This is a genomic window from Bradyrhizobium sp. AUGA SZCCT0182 (genome assembly GCF_018130185.1).
GTDB lineage: Bacteria > Pseudomonadota > Alphaproteobacteria > Rhizobiales > Xanthobacteraceae > Bradyrhizobium.
Genome location: NZ_JAFCLY010000032.1, coordinates 34,115 through 49,629, shown reverse-complemented (window position 1 = coordinate 49,629; position 15,515 = coordinate 34,115). Strand labels below are relative to the sequence as shown.

Genomic DNA, 15,515 nt, shown 5'->3' with positions numbered 1-15,515 from the left:
CGACCAAAGCGCACGCGCAGATACTCTAGCCAATGGCGCGGGATGGCAGACGACGATGAAGACGAGTTGATCGGTTTCGCTGGTTCGATGGGGGAAATTGCTTTCCTGCTCAGCCCGGGTTCGCGGGTACTTCGGTGGCACCCTCGGGAATACCGACCCAAGGCAGTTTTTCGGCGCACCAGATATGCAGGTTGGGTGCGAGCCAGTTCGAGTCGTCGAGCGTGCCGGCCTTGACGAACACGATGGCGCCGTATGCCGCGCCGTGGCTGTAGACGTGGGAGCCGCAATCGCCACAGAAGAACCGGTAGAACGCCTTGCCGCTCGCGCCGCTATGATCCTCGTAGCGGCGCGGACTGCCGCTTTCGATGCGGAGCGTGTCCTGCGGCACCGCGACGTTCATCGAGAAAGCGGAGCCCGAGTTCTTGCGGCAGGTCTCGCAATGGCAGACCACCTGCATCAGCGGCTCGGCGTCAGAACGGTAGCGTACGGCACCGCAGAGGCACCCTCCCACGATCGTCGGCATCGCATCTCTCCCTGCTGTTCACTCCCGAGCGCAAATCCGTGCAACAAGACTACCAAGCGGCCTGACATTGCTCAAATCGCAATATTATGGTTCTAATATTGCCATGGCCAATATCAGGAAAGTTGACCTCAACCTGCTCGTCGTGCTCGACGCACTGCTCGAAGAAGGAAATGTTACGCGAGCAGCCGCGCGGCTAGGTTACACCCAGCCGACGGTCAGCGGCATGTTGATGCGTCTCCGCGACTTGTTTGGCGATCCCCTGTTCGTACGCACCCAGCGCGGCCTGCTGGCGACCCCGCGGGCACAGGCGCTGGCCGTTCCATTGAAACAGTTGCTCGATGACAGCCGGCATCTCGTCGCACGCAATGCATTCGATCCGGTCCACGCCGAGGTCACCTTCAGGGTCTCGAGCAACGACTATATGCAGCACGCCGTTCTCACCCCGTTCGTAAAGGCGCTCAGAAGCGAGGCGAGACAGATCCGGCTGGCCATCGTGCCACCGATTATCGAGGGCCTCGGCGACGCCCTCGCACGCGGACAGATCGACCTGGCGATCACTGCGGCTCAGTTTGCGATGTCCGATCTGCCGTCACGGCTGCTTTATCGCGACCGCTATGTCGTCGCGGTTCGCCGTCAGCATCCGCTCGCGGGCAATGCGGCCATGACGGTCGAGCGCTTATGCGATTACGATCACGTTGTGGTGTCGCCAACGGGCGGATCGTTCGAGGGCGATCAGGCGTTTGCGCGGCTTCAGCAACGGCGCAAGGTCCGCTATTCCCTGTCAACCTTCCTGCTCATTCCGGAGATATTGCAGACGGACGATCTTGTGGCACTCGTTCCATCTCGCCTGCTGGGTCAGAACAACAAGCGGCTGTTCGTGCGCGAGCTTCCTTTCCAGGTCCCCGGTTTCGAAGTGATTGCCGTTTGGCATCCGCGCAACGACAGGGATAAAGCCCATCGCTGGCTGCGCAGTCGATTGGCTGCGGTTGCAAAATTCCCGTGATCGAAATGGGCTCGGATGAGCTTTCCTCGTTGTTCCGAAAATCAACCCAAACGGCACGCGAGTCCGTTTGGGTCATTTTCTCATCTCCGCGCGGTCCAGACCGATGTCAGCTTTTGCTGTGACAGCAGACATTAACGGGGACCTCCAACGGTTGTCCGGGTCCTGTGGAGGGCGCGACTTTGCGCCGGGACCGCGCGACTGCGACGTTTGAGGATATTTGCCCTCGCGCAATCCCGGCTTAATTTTGTGCCGCTCGGTACACGAGGTGGTGCGTCAATGAAACAGTGTACCTTAGGACAATGTCCTTTGATCCAATTGTGGAGACCTTCAGTCTATTTCACGTTCGGTCCGGGCGTTTCGCGGCATCACACTCGCTTGGGAAGAGATTATGTCTTCTGGCGCTTCAATCTATAGCTCCGGCAGCAAGCCACCAATCACGACCGAAAATCTCTCCTGCGAAGGCTCAGGAAAAATTGCGAACGTAGCGCCGTCTCAACCAAACAGTGAGCCTCAACTTGCGATGGATCGGCTCTTACGCGAATACCTCGCACGCAAATCGCCAGGGGAGTTAAAGGCGCGCGGGTGAACCAAGACGTTCCGTGGCCTCACTTGCCCCGCTGCTTGAGCGCCCACAGCCGATAGGCTTCGTCCTCGTTGCGGGTCCGGCTCTGTCGGCGGCGGGAACAGCTTCGCGCCTTCCACACGGAAATGATCGCGACCGCGGCCCAGCTTTTTGCCGGCTTGTGTGTGCTGATCGTTGGCCCAGTCGGAGATCGTCGGCGCGAAGGACTGACGAAGACGACCGCTGAAGCGCGAAGCCTTGACCCATCCGTCGATTGCAACGGTCACGCGGCGCCGCGTGATCCCGGGGAGCACATGCGGAATCGATAGGGACAGGCCGCGACAAATTAGCGCGACGGGCAAATCACTTCTGATTTACGGAAATCATGTCAAGTACAAAATTTCTGTAAATCAAAAATATTTCCCTTTCCTTCCACCCCAAATCACGGGCACATCAATAGCCATCCCGTCCCACTCAGAGGGGCGTTGGCCATCGTCACGACGAGGGACGGGTCGCGGTGGACGCTGACGTTGCGATTGACGGTCGCGGCTGAAGCGTACGGCGAAAGCGTGTGGTCCTGGCGCCCGTAACGGCGTCAAGTCTTTCGGGAGCTAACGCTTCCGAGGGACGACGGTGGCAATAGAGACCGTCTCACCGGGGAGAGCGCGCCATAAGCCGTAAAGCCATTGCGCAGGGAATGTCGGATGCTCTCCGCTGCCCTGTATGCTCGTGTGCACCATCTTGTTGCACAATCGCACACGAGACCGCGGGTGCAGCGCGCATCCGGCATTCCCTGCGCCCTCTAATTTTTCTGGGGGGCGGCGAGATTTGAACAACCCGGGCGAAATGAGCCGCGGGAATGCGCAAGTGTGTTTTCCCGCCGCGCGATGCCGGAACCGCTGCTCTTAAACGCGCTGGTTGCAGACGTCGGGTAGTTCGCGCTGCGGATCGGCCACGACGGCTGGTGGATCGGCCAACTGCCCGCACCGTAACCCAAGATTAAGGCGCACCACTTAGGATGGAGGCCACCATACCATCGGTGAATGGCCCAAATCCCATGAAAATCGGTACCCTCCTGACCGCCGCTATCGTCTCGCTTTGCGCCGTGGGCGGTGGTCTCGCCGTCTATGTGGCCGTCACGAAATACCAGACCATGGACAAGGTGTCCGTCGCCCAGAGCCGGCTTGAAGTGGTGCGGGCCGTCGGCGACATCCCGCGCTACATGAACCCCGAACGCGGCTTCTCCACCAATATCCTGTATGGGCCGGCGGTGGTGGAGCCGAAGATGCTCACCGACCTCGACAAGTACCGCAAGGATACCAACGGCGCGCTGGCGAAGATGAACGCAATCCGCAAGGCGCTGCCCGGCTCGCTCGACGATGGCGCGTTGGTCGGCAGCGGCATCGATGCGCTGAACGCGAAGTTCAATGCCCTGCGCGAATCCATCGACAAGGCGATCGCCGGCCCCGCCGATGCCCGCAAGGACGCCGCCAGAAAGATCGTCGCCGATAACGCAGCCTTCAACGCCGCCATCACCGCGTTGCTCGAAGAACAGGTCCGCCGCATGGCTCTGCTCGACGGTGACGCCTACCGCCAGGCGACCTACGCGAACATCACCTGGGCGCTGCGCGATGTCGGCGGCTACAACGCCAGCCTGCACAAGAACCTGGTCGGCGCCAACCGCGTCGCGACCGACGCCGAGAAAATGGAACTGAGCCGCGCGCAAGGCCGCGCCGACCAGATCCTGATGTCGCTGCAGGAGTTGCGCGGCAATCCCGCAACGCCAGCCAATGTGGCAGCCGCCCTCGGCAAGATGAACGAGGCCTATGTCGATCGGTTCGGCAAGGAGCTGAAGCTCGTCAAGGACGGCGCGATCAGCGGCAAATACGAGCACGACGTCGACGTGTTCTTCGCGGAATCGCAAAAGGGCCTCGGCGCGGTCATCACGCTGCGCGACGCGTTCTACGACAATGCCGAGGAGGTCCTGGGCGCCGCCTACTCCTCGGCGCGCCTCAGCTTCATCATCGCGCTCGCAGGCCTGATCGCCGTTGTCGGCGCCAGCGCCGGCCTGATCCTGATGGTCTATCGCCGCGTCTGCAAGCCGATCGTCCAGCTTACCGCCACCATGACGCGTCTTGCCAGCGGCAACGTTTCCGACGAAATCTCGGGCGCCGAGCGCGGCGACGAGATCGGCGCGATGGCGGCTGCCGTGCGCGTCTTCAAGGACAACATGATCGAGGCCGAACGCCTGTCGGCGGAAAAGGCCGCCGAGAACGACGTCAAGATGCGGCGCGTCCAGGTGCTCGACGAACTCACCCGCTCGTTCGAAGCCAAGGTCAGCGAGCTCGTCGGCGGATTGTCGTCAGCTTCATCCGTGATGGAAGACACCGCCCGCTCGATGTCCTCGACCGCCGCCGCCACCAACCGTCAGGCCGGTGTCGTGGCCGCCGCCTCCGAACAGACCTCGACCAACGTCCAGACCGTTGCGAGCGCGACGGAAGAACTCACCTCCTCGATTTCGGAGATCGGCCGCCAGGTCGCGCAGTCCACCGAGATCGCGGCCCGTGCCGTCGACAACGCGCGCCGCACCGGCGACACCGCCCGTTCGCTGGCCGAAGGCGCGCAGAAGATCGGCGACGTCGTGACGCTGATCCAGAGCATCGCGGCCCAGACCAACCTGCTCGCCCTCAACGCGACCATCGAGGCCGCACGCGCCGGCGATGCCGGCCGCGGCTTTGCCGTCGTCGCCTCCGAAGTCAAATCGCTGGCCGGCCAGACCGCGAAAGCGACCACCGAGATCTCCGAACAGATCGCCGCCATCCAGGCCGCGAGCGACGAGACGGTGACGGCCATTCAGAACGTCGCCAATGTCATCGCCGAGATCGACCAGATCGGCATTGCGATTGCCTCGGCTATCGAGGAACAGGGTTCGGCGACGCAGGAGATTTCCCGCAGCGTCCAGGAAGCCGCGCGCGGCACCCAGGAAGTCAACGCCAACATCTCCGGCGTGCAGCGGGCGGCCGACGAGACCGGTTCAGCCGCCACCCAGGTGCTGGGCGCTGCCGAGCAATTGTCGTCGCAGTCCAAGGACCTCGCCGGCCAGGTCAACCGCTTCCTCAGCGAGGTTCGCGCCGCCTGAGTCAGGCGGGGATCGTTGCAGCCAGCGCATGCTGGCCAGTCCGAACCTTTGCGCGCGGCCGCCTGCCTGGTGTGATAGATGAATCTCGCGGCAGCAGGGCCGCTTGATTCAGGACGAGCAGTCGACATGCACCAACCGGCTCCCCCGCGCCCAAAGCTCGCTGAAACCGTCGTTGAGCCCACGGTCAAACTGCGCGAGGTCACGATTGGTGTTTGCTGCGAGGTTCTCGGCGATACCGCCATCGAATACACCGAACTCGGCGATTACTCCTATCTCGGCCCGGGCTGCATGGTCGCGGATGCAGAGATCGGAAAGTTTTGCGCGATCGCGGCGCAGGTGCGCATCGGCGCACCCAACCATCCCCTCGACCGGCCGTCGCAGCACCGATTTACCTACTGCCCTGAATACTACACCGCCGACGCAAAGCGGGATCACACCTTCTTCCGGCAACGCCGCGCCGACCGCGTCGTGATCGGGAACGATGTCTGGATCGGTCACGCCGTCATTGTGATGCCGGGCGTAACGGTGGGCGATGGCGCCGTGCTGGCCGCGGGCGCCGTCGTCACCCGCGATGTGGCACCCTACACGATTGTCGGCGGTGTTCCGGCAAGGCAGATCAGGGAGCGCTTCAACCGCGAAATCGCCGTGCAGCTCTCGCGGATTGCGTGGTGGAATTGGCCGGCGGAAACCATCTTTCATCGCCTGCCGGAATTTCAATCCGGCGACGTCGAGGCGTTCTGCGCGCGGTGGGGTCAATCTGCGGGTACCGCCTAGTAGAAAAACGATGTTTCAAGCAGCAAACAGCCTTCCGGACCTGCCTTGAAGGGGCCGTGTTTGGCATGCGGAGGGCGGCAGGCGAAAGCCGGAGCGTGGAACGCCTCGAAACGATGTGGCGGCTCCTGCGAGGCCACAAGGAGCGTTCCTTGGACAACCACGACCTCCTCGTAAAACTCGTGCACGCGCACAGCGTCGATCTCGGCATTCGGCGCCCATCGAGCGAGGCGATTGAGATGCCCCTTGCCGGCAGCTTCATCGAGCGATCCAGCTAACGTCTTCGCTTCGATACCCGGTGCGATCGTTTCCCAACCTGAGGAGAGATCTATGTTGAAGAACTCTCGGTGCTCCTTACCGGTCCTTGGGTCGCGCTGATCCATGATGCTGTCCTGTGTTGCTGGTCTAGTCGTCGAACCCGACATAGCGCACGAAGTCGCCATTCGGTGAGCGATCAGTCAATAGCGCTAATCCCGTTTGAAACGATAATCGAAGCGATCGCCATCGGCCGTGATCAGGCCGACCGTCGGATTCGGGAAATGAACCGGCAGGATCAGCGTATCGGTGCCGGCAACGGAGGCAAAGAACGTGCGGCGCGACACCGCCGACTGTTTTGGGTCCCAGTCGACACCCGGCGACCAGTCGGGCTCGCGGCACTGGATCGCATGATGCATCAAGTCGCCGGCCACCACGGCGTGCTGACCTTTCGAGAAGATGTTGACGCAGCAATGGCAGGGCGAATGCCCGGGCGTCGGTGTCAGCGTGACGGTGTCGTCGAGTGCGTAGTCGTCGTCGACCAGCAGCGCCTGCCCGGCCTCCACGATCGGCAGGCAATTGTCGCGAAACACCTTGCCGGGCGGCTCGGCTCCCCTGGCGTATTCGGCTTCCCACACCGCGTATTCCTTTTTGTGGAATATGTACTTCGCATTCGGGAAAGTCGGCACCCAGCGCCCGTCGCGCAGCATGGTGTTCCAGCCGGTATGGTCAATGTGCAGATGGGTGCAGAACACGTAATCGACCTGCTCGAAGCCGACGCCGAGCGCGAACAGCTCGTTGCGCCAGCGCGCCTTGCCGGGGAAATCGAACGGCGGCGGATGCCCCTTGTCCTCGCCGGTGCAGGTGTCGACCAGGATGGTATGGCGCGGCGTGCGGACCACAAACGTCTGGTAGGTGATGAACATCTTGCCGGACGCCGCGTCGAAGAATTCCGGCTCCATCTTTGGCAGATGCTGCTTGAAGACCGCGTCGTCATAGGCCGGGAAGAAATCCTGCGGCCGCCGCCACGGCCCCTCTCGCTCAATCACCGCGTCGATAGTGATGTCGCCGATCCTGATCTGCCGCATCGTTTCCCCCGATTTTTGCAAGAAGCGTATCGGGCAGATCATGATGGTTCAAGCAGCCCGCGGCGCGTGCCCCATGTGCGTCCCGCGCATCAGCTCCGCAGGCCCGGCGCCTCGTGGCCGGTGCGCGCGACGTATTCCGTATAGCCGCCGCCAAACTGGTGGATGCCCTCGGGCGTCAATTCCAGCACGCGGTTGGAAAGCGCCGCCAGGAAATGACGATCATGCGAGACGAACAGCATGGTGCCCTCGAATTCGGAGAGCGCGTTGATCAGCATCTCCTTGGTCGCGAGATCCAGATGGTTGGTCGGCTCGTCCAGCACCAGAAAATTCGGCGGGTCGAACAGCATCTGCGCCATCACCAGACGCGCCTTCTCGCCGCCCGACAGCACCCGGCATTTTTTCTCGACATCGTCGCCGGAAAATCCGAAGCAGCCGGCCAGCGCGCGCAATGAGCCCTGGCCTGCCTGCGGGAAGCAATCTTCCAGCCACTGGAAGACGGTGCGTTCGCCGTCGAGCAAATCCATCGCGTGCTGGGCGAAATAGCCCATCTTGACGCTGCCGCCGACCACGACGGCGCCGTCATCAGGCTCGGTCGAGCCCGCCACCAGTTTCAGCAACGTCGACTTGCCGGCGCCGTTGATGCCCATCACGCACCAGCGCTCGCGGCGGCGGATCATGAAGTCGAGCCCTTCATAGATGCTGCGGCTGCCGTAACCCTTGTGGACGTTCTTCAGGCTGACGACGTCCTCGCCGGAGCGCGGCGCCGGCAGGAAGTCGAACGCGACCGTCTGGCGCCGCTTCGGCGGCTCGACGCGCTCGATCTTGTCGAGCTTCTTCACGCGGCTCTGCACCTGGGCCGCGTGCGAGGCACGCGCCTTGAAGCGCTCGATGAACTTGATCTCCTTGGCCAGCATCGCCTGCTGGCGCTCGAACTGCGCCTGCTGCTGCTTCTCGTTCAGCGCACGCTGCTGTTCGTAGAATTCGTAGTTGCCGGAAAAGGTCGTCAGCGTGCCGCCGTCGATCTCGACCACCTTGTTGATGATGCGGTTGATGAACTCGCGGTCATGCGAGGTCATCAGCAGCGCGCCTTCATAGCCTCGCAAAAACTGCTCCAGCCAGATCAGGCTTTCCAGATCAAGATGGTTGCTCGGTTCGTCCAGCAGCATCACGTCCGGCCGCATCAGCAGGATGCGCGCCAGCGCCACGCGCATCTTCCAGCCGCCCGACAGCGCGCCGACGTCGCCATCCATCATTTCCTGGCTGAACCCGAGGCCCGAAAGCGCCTCGCGTGCCCGGCCGTCCAGCGCATAGCCGTCGAGTTCCTCAAAGCGGTGCTGGACCTCGCCATAGCGGGCGATGATGTCTTCCATCTCATCCGCCTGGTCCGGATCGGCCATCGCGGCCTCGAGCGCCCTGAGTTCGGCCGCCACGACGCTGACGGGGCCGGCGCCGTCCATCACCTCGGCAACCGCGCTGCGGCCTGCCATCTCGCCGACATCCTGGCTGAAATAGCCGATGGTAATGCCGCGATCGAGCGACACCTGCCCCTCGTCGGGCAGTTCCTGGCCTGAGATCATCCGGAAAAGCGTGGTCTTTCCAGCCCCGTTCGGGCCGACAAGGCCGATCTTCTCGCCCTTTTGCAGGGCTGCCGAAGCTTCGATGAAGAGGATCTGGTGGCCGACTTGCTTACTGACGTTATCGAGACGGATCATTGTTGCCCAAACATGAAAATTGTTGGCCGCTCTTATTCCATGTGGGGCGCAGGGGAAAGCCTATTCCGGGGGCTAGGCATAGCGTTTTCGAGCGAAGCGGGCACCGGTTCGCGTCAAGAAAACGCGTCAAATAAAAAGATTATGCGGCCCGCATCAGCTTCAAGGTGGCGGCCAGTCGCAGGCTGCGCTTTCCCGCCAGCGCGATGGCTTCCAGTTCCGCGCCCTCGTCGGCGCAGGTGCCAGCAAAGCCGATGCCGACCTCATGGCCGCCAAACACCAGATTTTCGCCCTTCGCCGGCGTGTGCTCCTGGTTGAGGATCTCACCTTTCCAGCGGCCATCGGCCGAGCTGTAGGAGCCGAGGTAATAGAAGAACGCGTCGCCGCCGAGGATGCGGCCATTCATCAGCAGCATGACGCCGGACAGGCCGGCATCGACGCCGTCGAGCGCGCGGATGTGAATGGAATAGAGCCCGTTCACGATGCCCCCTGGCCCGACTTCACCGACAGGCGGCAAGGCCTCGTCGTCGAGCCGGGTCAGATTGGCCCAGAACAGCGCACCCGGCCGCTGCGCGGCGCTGCCCTCGAAGCGCAGCATGTTGCCGTTGACCCGGCCAATCACGCTGGCTGAGGCGACGTCGGTGTCCATCAGCGGCTTGTAATGGGGATCATGATTGTGACGCTGGGTGATGAGCTCGGCGAGGATCTCCTCGCCGCTCTCCTGATAGGTCCCCAGATGCGCGAAAGCGGAATTGCCGCCCAGCAGCTTGCCCTCATGCATGCACATGATGCTGCGACCGAACGCGTCGTTCACGCCGTACTCAGCCTTGTAAAGCCCGTCCAGCAAGGAAGATTTCCAGCTTTATTGAACCATCTCGCGGCGGCATAGCACCAGCGGGGAAGCAGTACCAGCGGTCGTTTCAGCGCAGGCTTTGGGCGTTCCGTGTCATACCTCACGCAACCGGTGCCGGCGACGTGAACCGGCTGGCCACGGCAGCCGACCAATGGGCGATTTCCATTGCGGGTGATACCGATGACCGAAGATGAAGAGACCATTGCCCGAACTATCGCCGAGGCCAGCGAGCTGCCGTTGAAGGACGCAGCCTATTTGCTGTGGCGGGAGTGCTCCAAGCTCGACTTGCTCGCGTGGCGCGCGATGCCGCCGAACGTGCGTGACGTATTCCGGTCGCGGCCGTCGGGAGAAAATTCCATCGAGGTCAAATTCGAGCACGATCATCCCGAAGACGGTCTGACCTTCGACCGCTTGCAACTCACCCATCCCGGTATGGATGAAGCGGAAGTGAAGCAGGCCATCATTGCCGCGGTGAGATTCGACGATGCCTGTTTTGGTTACTTCGACAAGATCAAGGGCGAGTTCGGCGCACGCTACAAGCGCGCGGTCGAACTGGCGGCAAGAGATTATCCCGGATATCTGGAGCTAACCTATCAGCGGGCGCGATACTACATCAGCTATTACATGAAGTGATGGCGGCCTGAACGACGCGCCCCTCACCTCAAAAGCACAGATTGGTCACGTCGGCCGGCTTGTCGAGATCGGACGGATCGACGGCGACGCGGTCGCAGAGCACGAGATCGGCCGATTGCGCGCGCGCCGGAACGGGCAACACCAACACACCCATCGCAACCGCGACACCGTGAAACAGCGTCCTCATGGGGCGACAGGTTGCGTCGACCGGCAGGCAAATTCAAGGCTCGCAAATTCAAGGCTCAAGCCCGCTCTCGCGCAGCACCGGCGCAACCTCGCGCGAGGCGAGAAACCGCAACAGCCGGTCCGCTTGAGCAGCCTTGCCAGAGGCCGCCACGCGGCCGGCGGAAAACACCGCGGGCGTTTGCAGCTCGCGAGGAATCGGGCCAATAACCTCGATACCCCCGACCTGCTTCAACTCGCTAATCTGCTGCACGGCCAGATCGGCCTCTCCGGTGACCAGCCGCTCGGCCGTGAAACCCGACGGGATGATGCACGCTCTCGCATTGATCTCGGATGCAATACCCAAGCGCTCGATCAACTGCGCGAACAAAATGCCGCTGGCGCCGATCCGCGAATAGGCCACCGAACGGGCGGCAAGCAGCGCCGCGCGCAGCGCGGGCTCGGTTGCGATGTCGGGATGGGCAAAGCCCGCTTTCACCGCCAGGCCGACATAGGACCGCGCGAGATCCACGCAGCTATCCGCCACCACGCGCCCCTCGCGGGCCATGTCGTCGAGCCCCTCGCGGGTCAGGATAACGACGTCGGCGCCCTCGCCGCCGCGCAGGCGATCCAGCAGCGCCAATGTCGGCGCGAAGTCGGCATCGATGCGCACACCGCCGGCTGCCTCATAATGCCCAGCCAGATTGTGAACCGCGCCCTTCAGGGCCAGTGTCGAGAGCACGCGCACGGCATTGTCCATGGCGTTACGCCCGATGCATCAGCTTGAGCACGGCCGTCAGGCGGAGGCTACGCTTGCCCGCAAGCGCGGTGGCCTCCAGCAGCGCGCCCTGGTCGTCGCAGGTGCCGGCAAAGCCAATGCCGACCTCATGGCCGCCGAACACCGGGTTCTCGCCCCTTGCCGGCGTGTGCTCCTGATTGAGGATCTGGCCCTTCCAGCGGCCCTTCTCCGAGGTGTAGCTGCCGATGTAGTAGAACGACGCGTCGCCGCCGAGGATACGGCCCTCATTGAGCAGCATCACGCCAGTCAGGCCGCCGTCGACGCCGTCGAGCATGCGGATGTGAATGGAATAGAGGCCATTGACGATACCATCCTGGCCGACGCCTCCGGCGATCGGGATCTCCTCCTCCCCGATCGGCGTCATGACTGAGCTGAATTTCGCACCCGGCAATTCCTTGAGGCCGCCTTCAAACCGGTAAAGATTGCCATCCGGCTTGCCCCGCGCCAGCAGGGTGGCGTCGTCGGTGCCGGCCATCGCGCGGTAATTCGGGTCGGGATTATGGCGAACGGTCTTGATCTCGATGGCAAGCTCGCCATCGGCTTCTTCCCGGTAGGTGCCGATATGCGCAAAGGCGGAATTGCCGCCGAGCATCTTGCCGGCGCGCACATACATCACGCTGCGGCCGACCGCGTCGTTGAGCTGAAACCGGATCTTGTAGAAACCCTCGAGCAATGGCCGTGTCCCCGGCAAGCGCATCCGCTATCTAGCGCGGTTCATAACGCAGGGGAACGGCTTGAATCGGGCAAAGGGCTTGAATCGATTCATTTGAGGCAACGTCATCGCAATGCAATGACCCGCCAAAGCGGGCACGCTTTGGCGGGTCAGGGTTGTAATCCGGACGCCCCCGTCCGGGTCTGCGGCGTGGTTTAGGCGGCGGCCGACTTGGCAGCCGTCGGAACTTCGGCGATCGTCTTCAGTATCTGCGAAGCGATGGCGTAGGGGTCGCCTTGCGAGTTCGGGCGGCGGTCTTCGAGATAGCCTTTGTAGTCGTTCTTCATGAACGAGTGCGGCACGCGGATCGAGGCGCCGCGGTCAGCCACGCCGTAGCTGAACTTGTTCCAGGGAGCGGTCTCGTGCTTGCCGGTCAGACGCTTGTCGTTATCCGGCCCGTAGACGGCAATGTGGTCCATGAGGTTCTTCTCAAAGGCCGCCATCAGCGCCTCGAAATAGGCCTTGCCGCCGGTCTCGCGCATAAGTTTGGTCGAGAAGTTGGCGTGCATGCCCGAGCCGTTCCAGTCGGTGTCGCCGAGCGGCTTGCAGTGATACTCAATGTCGATGCCGTAAGTTTCAGTCAGGCGCTGCAACAGGTAGCGAGCCATCCACATTTCGTCGGCGGCCTTTTTGGAGCCCTTGCCGAAGATCTGGAATTCCCACTGGCCCTTCGCCACTTCGGCGTTGATGCCCTCGTGGTTGATGCCGGCGGCAAGACAGAGCTCGAGATGCTTCTCGACGATCTCACGCGCGACCGAACCGACATTGCTGTAGCCGACGCCGGTGTAATACGGGCCCTGCGGCGCAGGATAACCCGAGGTCGGGAAACCGAGCGGCCGGCCGTCCTTGTACATGAAGTATTCCTGCTCGAAGCCGAACCACGCGCCTTCGTCGTCAAGAATGGTGGCGCGCCGGTTGGTCGCGTGCGGGGTGACGCCATCCGGCATCATGACTTCGCACATCACCAGGACGCCGTCCTTGCGCGCGCCGTCGGGATAAACCGCAACCGGCTTGAGCACGCAATCCGAGCTTCTGCCTTCGGCCTGCATGGTCGATGAGCCATCGAAGCCCCACAGCGGGAGCTGCTCGAGCGTCGGGAACGAAGCGAATTCCTTGATCTGTGTTTTGCCGCGCAGATTCGGTGTCGGCGTATACCCGTCGAGCCAGATATACTCGAGCTTGTACTTGGTCATTGAGCCTCTCTTGAGTTTAATGCTGCTAGGTGCGGAAGCCTCGGACTTTGGAGGTTAGAAGCCCTGCAGTCCCCGCACACGTGTACCCGGCCACGTCAGGCCGCTTCTTACCAAGCAATTAAAGTGCCAATCGCTGCAGCGCGGCACCGGACGGCTTTGGGATGTCCACCCTCGTGCGTGCATTTTTTGATGCGACATAGAAGCGCGCCTGACATGCGCGGCGGGCGGCCAAAAGGCGCTTTCAAGCCCGTCTGACGCCCGATTCTACGGCAGTTTCGGCCCGCAACTCCCGGCCCGATTAAAGCTGCAGCAGCCTTTTGCGCCATTCGGCGGGAGGTTCGGTCGCGGCCGGCAACCATCTCCCCGGCTCAAGCGTTAGTCACCTGCCCATTGCCTCACACGAAGCAAAACAGGAAATGCCTACAAAATGCACAGCAGCTGACTTTTTTTGAGCAATTTGCATTCCGGGAGGGCGCGAACGATATCGCAGTCTCGGTAACTAACGGAGAACGAGTCGGGCGCACCATGGTGGTTCGCTCGATCCAGGAGAGACCAGGATGATCAATACAGGTGTGAATGAGGGATCTGCCAAGATCTATCAATTCCCAGCCGGGGGCCGGTCGGCCCTGGCGGGACGTCGCTTTGGCGAGACCAAGCCCGACTTTGCCGCGCCGACGGTCGATGTCGCGGACTGCAGCGGCAGCTGGTACCACGCAGCGGCCATCGAGGAAACCAAGCCTGGGCGTGACCACTGATGCCAGCCCAATGTTCGGCAAATCCGCGTCAAAGAGTTCAGGCGCGGTCGGTGAAGTAGAAAAGGGTCGGAACGAAATCGTTTCGGCCCTTTTTCATGCAAACCCTGTTTTTACGTCAGTTCGCATGCCGTTACCGGCCGTTTGGCGTGCTTGAGCGTGGTGAGCCCGGCCTTTGTGACTTTCAGGGTAATCCCGCGGCCCGAATAGCGCGACCCCGACAACGCCACAGCCTTTTTCAGCGTCACCGCCTTGCCATCGAGCTGCAGATGGGCGCGTGAATCGTACCGAAAAAACCCGGCGATGAATTGCGTGCCGTCGGCGCAACGATAGTTTTTGAAGGTCGCCTGTGCCAACGCGGCCGTCGAGCCGCCCGCTCCCAAAAACATCGTTCCCAGAAGCAACGCCGCCGCGAAACCAGCGATCTTGCGATTATTCATATTCTCCTCCTGACGGCCCGAGTATAGACCAGAGGGCAAGACGCGACACACCCCGGCTCGATCGCCACACAAGAATTGCATCTCCAAGAATTCTATCAAGAATTCCGTAAGGCAGCCCCGATGTCAGATTCCCCTGCCCGTCATCTCAATCTTGCTGGCGCCAGCAATTTCCGCGACCTCGGCGGTTATCTCACCCGGGACGGCCGCACGGTACGCTGGCGGCAGATGTTCCGGTCCAACCACCTCGGCCATCTCACCGATGATGACGCTGCGGTCTTGCGCTCGCTCGGCGTCAAGCGCGCGTTCGATTTTCGAGGCACGACGGAGCGCGCCGAGGCGGTGTGCGGCCTGGCCGATATCACCGTGCATTCGCTGCCGGTCGAGCCAACGGTGGTCGCCGCACTTCGTGCCATCGCCGCCAGCGGTACGGCGCTGTCGACTGACCACGCCGTCGAGGTGATGCGCGATTCCTACCGCAGCTATGTGCAACAGAACACGCCGCGCTTCCGGGCGCTGTTTGCGCATCTGCTGGAGGACCGCGCGCCACTGGTGATCCATTGCACCGCCGGCAAGGATCGCACCGGCTTCGCCTGTGCGCTGATCCTGCATACGCTCGGCGTTCCCGACGAGGTGATTGCGGAAGATTATCTGTTGACCAACCAGTTCTACCGCAGGGATCCCGCTGCCAGCAGCGACCTGCCTGATCACGTCAAGCAGGTGCTGGGTTCGGTGCAGCCCGCGTTCCTCAGCGCTGCGTTCGAAGCCATTGACGCCGACTATGGCAGTCTCGAAGCTTATCTCCGCGACGGCATCGGTCTTGGCGAAAAGGAGCGCGCGGCGCTCGCGGCGCGCTATCTGCAATCCTGACAGTTTTTATTTTGACGCGTTTTCTTCACGCGAACCGAGGCCCACTTCGCTCGA

16 protein-coding genes are annotated in these 15,515 nt (G+C 62.3%); 6 read left to right on the top strand and 10 right to left on the bottom strand.

The annotated features are described in order from the left end of the window. Window positions 1-109 precede the first annotated feature (109 nt). The gene (locus JQ611_RS28615) at window positions 110-523 is read right to left on the bottom strand and encodes a GFA family protein (RefSeq protein WP_212467315.1); all 414 of its coding nucleotides are present in this window, start codon (window positions 521-523) and stop codon (window positions 110-112) included. Between the two features lie 103 nt (window positions 524-626). Here JQ611_RS28615 and JQ611_RS28610 point away from each other — a divergent pair, with 103 nt between their 5' ends. The 3 genes from JQ611_RS28610 to JQ611_RS28600 all read left to right on the top strand — a co-directional run bounded on the left by JQ611_RS28610 (window position 627) and on the right by JQ611_RS28600 (window position 6,001). Continuing rightward, window positions 627-1,526 carry a LysR family transcriptional regulator gene (locus JQ611_RS28610; protein ID WP_212262191.1) on the top strand — a complete coding sequence of 300 codons (900 nt, stop codon included), beginning with the start codon at window positions 627-629 and terminating at the stop codon, window positions 1,524-1,526. A gap of 1,619 nt (window positions 1,527-3,145) precedes the next feature. Beyond that, window positions 3,146-5,227, top strand: coding sequence for a methyl-accepting chemotaxis protein (locus tag JQ611_RS28605; RefSeq protein WP_212467314.1), 2,082 nt, complete (start codon window positions 3,146-3,148; stop codon window positions 5,225-5,227). Window positions 5,228-5,353: 126 nt separating this feature from the next. After that, complete coding sequence (locus tag JQ611_RS28600; RefSeq protein WP_212467313.1) at window positions 5,354-6,001, top strand: DapH/DapD/GlmU-related protein; 648 nt, start codon at window positions 5,354-5,356, stop codon at window positions 5,999-6,001. Here JQ611_RS28600 and JQ611_RS28595 read toward each other — a convergent pair. The 4 genes from JQ611_RS28595 to JQ611_RS28580 all read right to left on the bottom strand — a co-directional run bounded on the left by JQ611_RS28595 (window position 5,998) and on the right by JQ611_RS28580 (window position 9,897). Continuing rightward, entirely contained in the window at window positions 5,998-6,381 is a 384-nt protein-coding gene (locus JQ611_RS28595) for a cupin (protein ID WP_212262200.1), read from the bottom strand. The two genes, JQ611_RS28600 and JQ611_RS28595, sit on opposite strands and share 4 nt — an antisense overlap. Window positions 6,382-6,465: 84 nt before the next feature. Continuing rightward, the gene (locus JQ611_RS28590; RefSeq protein ID WP_212467312.1) at window positions 6,466-7,341 is read right to left on the bottom strand and encodes an MBL fold metallo-hydrolase; all 876 of its coding nucleotides are present in this window, start codon (window positions 7,339-7,341) and stop codon (window positions 6,466-6,468) included. A gap of 89 nt (window positions 7,342-7,430) precedes the next feature. After that, window positions 7,431-9,053 carry an ABC-F family ATP-binding cassette domain-containing protein gene (locus JQ611_RS28585; protein WP_212392016.1) on the bottom strand — a complete coding sequence of 541 codons (1,623 nt, stop codon included), beginning with the start codon at window positions 9,051-9,053 and terminating at the stop codon, window positions 7,431-7,433. A gap of 139 nt (window positions 9,054-9,192) precedes the next feature. After that, window positions 9,193-9,897 carry a hypothetical protein gene (locus tag JQ611_RS28580; protein ID WP_212262206.1) on the bottom strand — a complete coding sequence of 235 codons (705 nt, stop codon included), beginning with the start codon at window positions 9,895-9,897 and terminating at the stop codon, window positions 9,193-9,195. Window positions 9,898-10,083: 186 nt separating this feature from the next. Here JQ611_RS28580 and JQ611_RS28575 point away from each other — a divergent pair, with 186 nt between their 5' ends. Continuing rightward, window positions 10,084-10,536: a hypothetical protein gene (locus JQ611_RS28575; RefSeq protein WP_212392018.1), complete on the top strand. Its 453-nt coding sequence runs from the start codon at window positions 10,084-10,086 to the stop codon at window positions 10,534-10,536. A gap of 28 nt (window positions 10,537-10,564) precedes the next feature. Here the strand turns inward: JQ611_RS28575 and JQ611_RS28570 are convergent, their stop codons facing one another. From JQ611_RS28570 to JQ611_RS28555, 4 genes are all read right to left on the bottom strand, one after another. Further along, complete coding sequence (locus JQ611_RS28570) at window positions 10,565-10,723, bottom strand: hypothetical protein (protein ID WP_409411306.1); 159 nt, start codon at window positions 10,721-10,723, stop codon at window positions 10,565-10,567. A gap of 48 nt (window positions 10,724-10,771) precedes the next feature. Beyond that, window positions 10,772-11,458, bottom strand: coding sequence for a substrate-binding domain-containing protein (locus tag JQ611_RS28565; protein ID WP_212392019.1), 687 nt, complete (start codon window positions 11,456-11,458; stop codon window positions 10,772-10,774). A 4-nt stretch (window positions 11,459-11,462) separates the two neighbouring features. Further along, window positions 11,463-12,170 carry a GrlR family regulatory protein gene (locus JQ611_RS28560; protein ID WP_212262214.1) on the bottom strand — a complete coding sequence of 236 codons (708 nt, stop codon included), beginning with the start codon at window positions 12,168-12,170 and terminating at the stop codon, window positions 11,463-11,465. Window positions 12,171-12,364: 194 nt separating this feature from the next. Further along, on the bottom strand, window positions 12,365-13,402 hold the full coding sequence (locus tag JQ611_RS28555) for a glutamine synthetase beta-grasp domain-containing protein (RefSeq protein ID WP_212262217.1): 1,038 nt from the start codon (window positions 13,400-13,402) through the stop codon (window positions 12,365-12,367). 557 nt (window positions 13,403-13,959) lie between these two features. Between JQ611_RS28555 and JQ611_RS28550 the strand changes: the two genes are divergently transcribed. After that, window positions 13,960-14,157, top strand: coding sequence for a DUF2735 domain-containing protein (locus tag JQ611_RS28550; RefSeq protein WP_212262220.1), 198 nt, complete (start codon window positions 13,960-13,962; stop codon window positions 14,155-14,157). Window positions 14,158-14,267: 110 nt separating this feature from the next. On the opposite strand, the gene JQ611_RS28545 is transcribed toward JQ611_RS28550, so the two are convergent. After that, the gene (locus JQ611_RS28545; protein WP_212467311.1) at window positions 14,268-14,594 is read right to left on the bottom strand and encodes an MliC family protein; all 327 of its coding nucleotides are present in this window, start codon (window positions 14,592-14,594) and stop codon (window positions 14,268-14,270) included. Window positions 14,595-14,714: 120 nt separating this feature from the next. Between JQ611_RS28545 and JQ611_RS28540 the strand changes: the two genes are divergently transcribed. Beyond that, window positions 14,715-15,461: a tyrosine-protein phosphatase gene (locus JQ611_RS28540; RefSeq protein ID WP_212262226.1), complete on the top strand. Its 747-nt coding sequence runs from the start codon at window positions 14,715-14,717 to the stop codon at window positions 15,459-15,461. Window positions 15,462-15,515 lie beyond the last annotated feature (54 nt).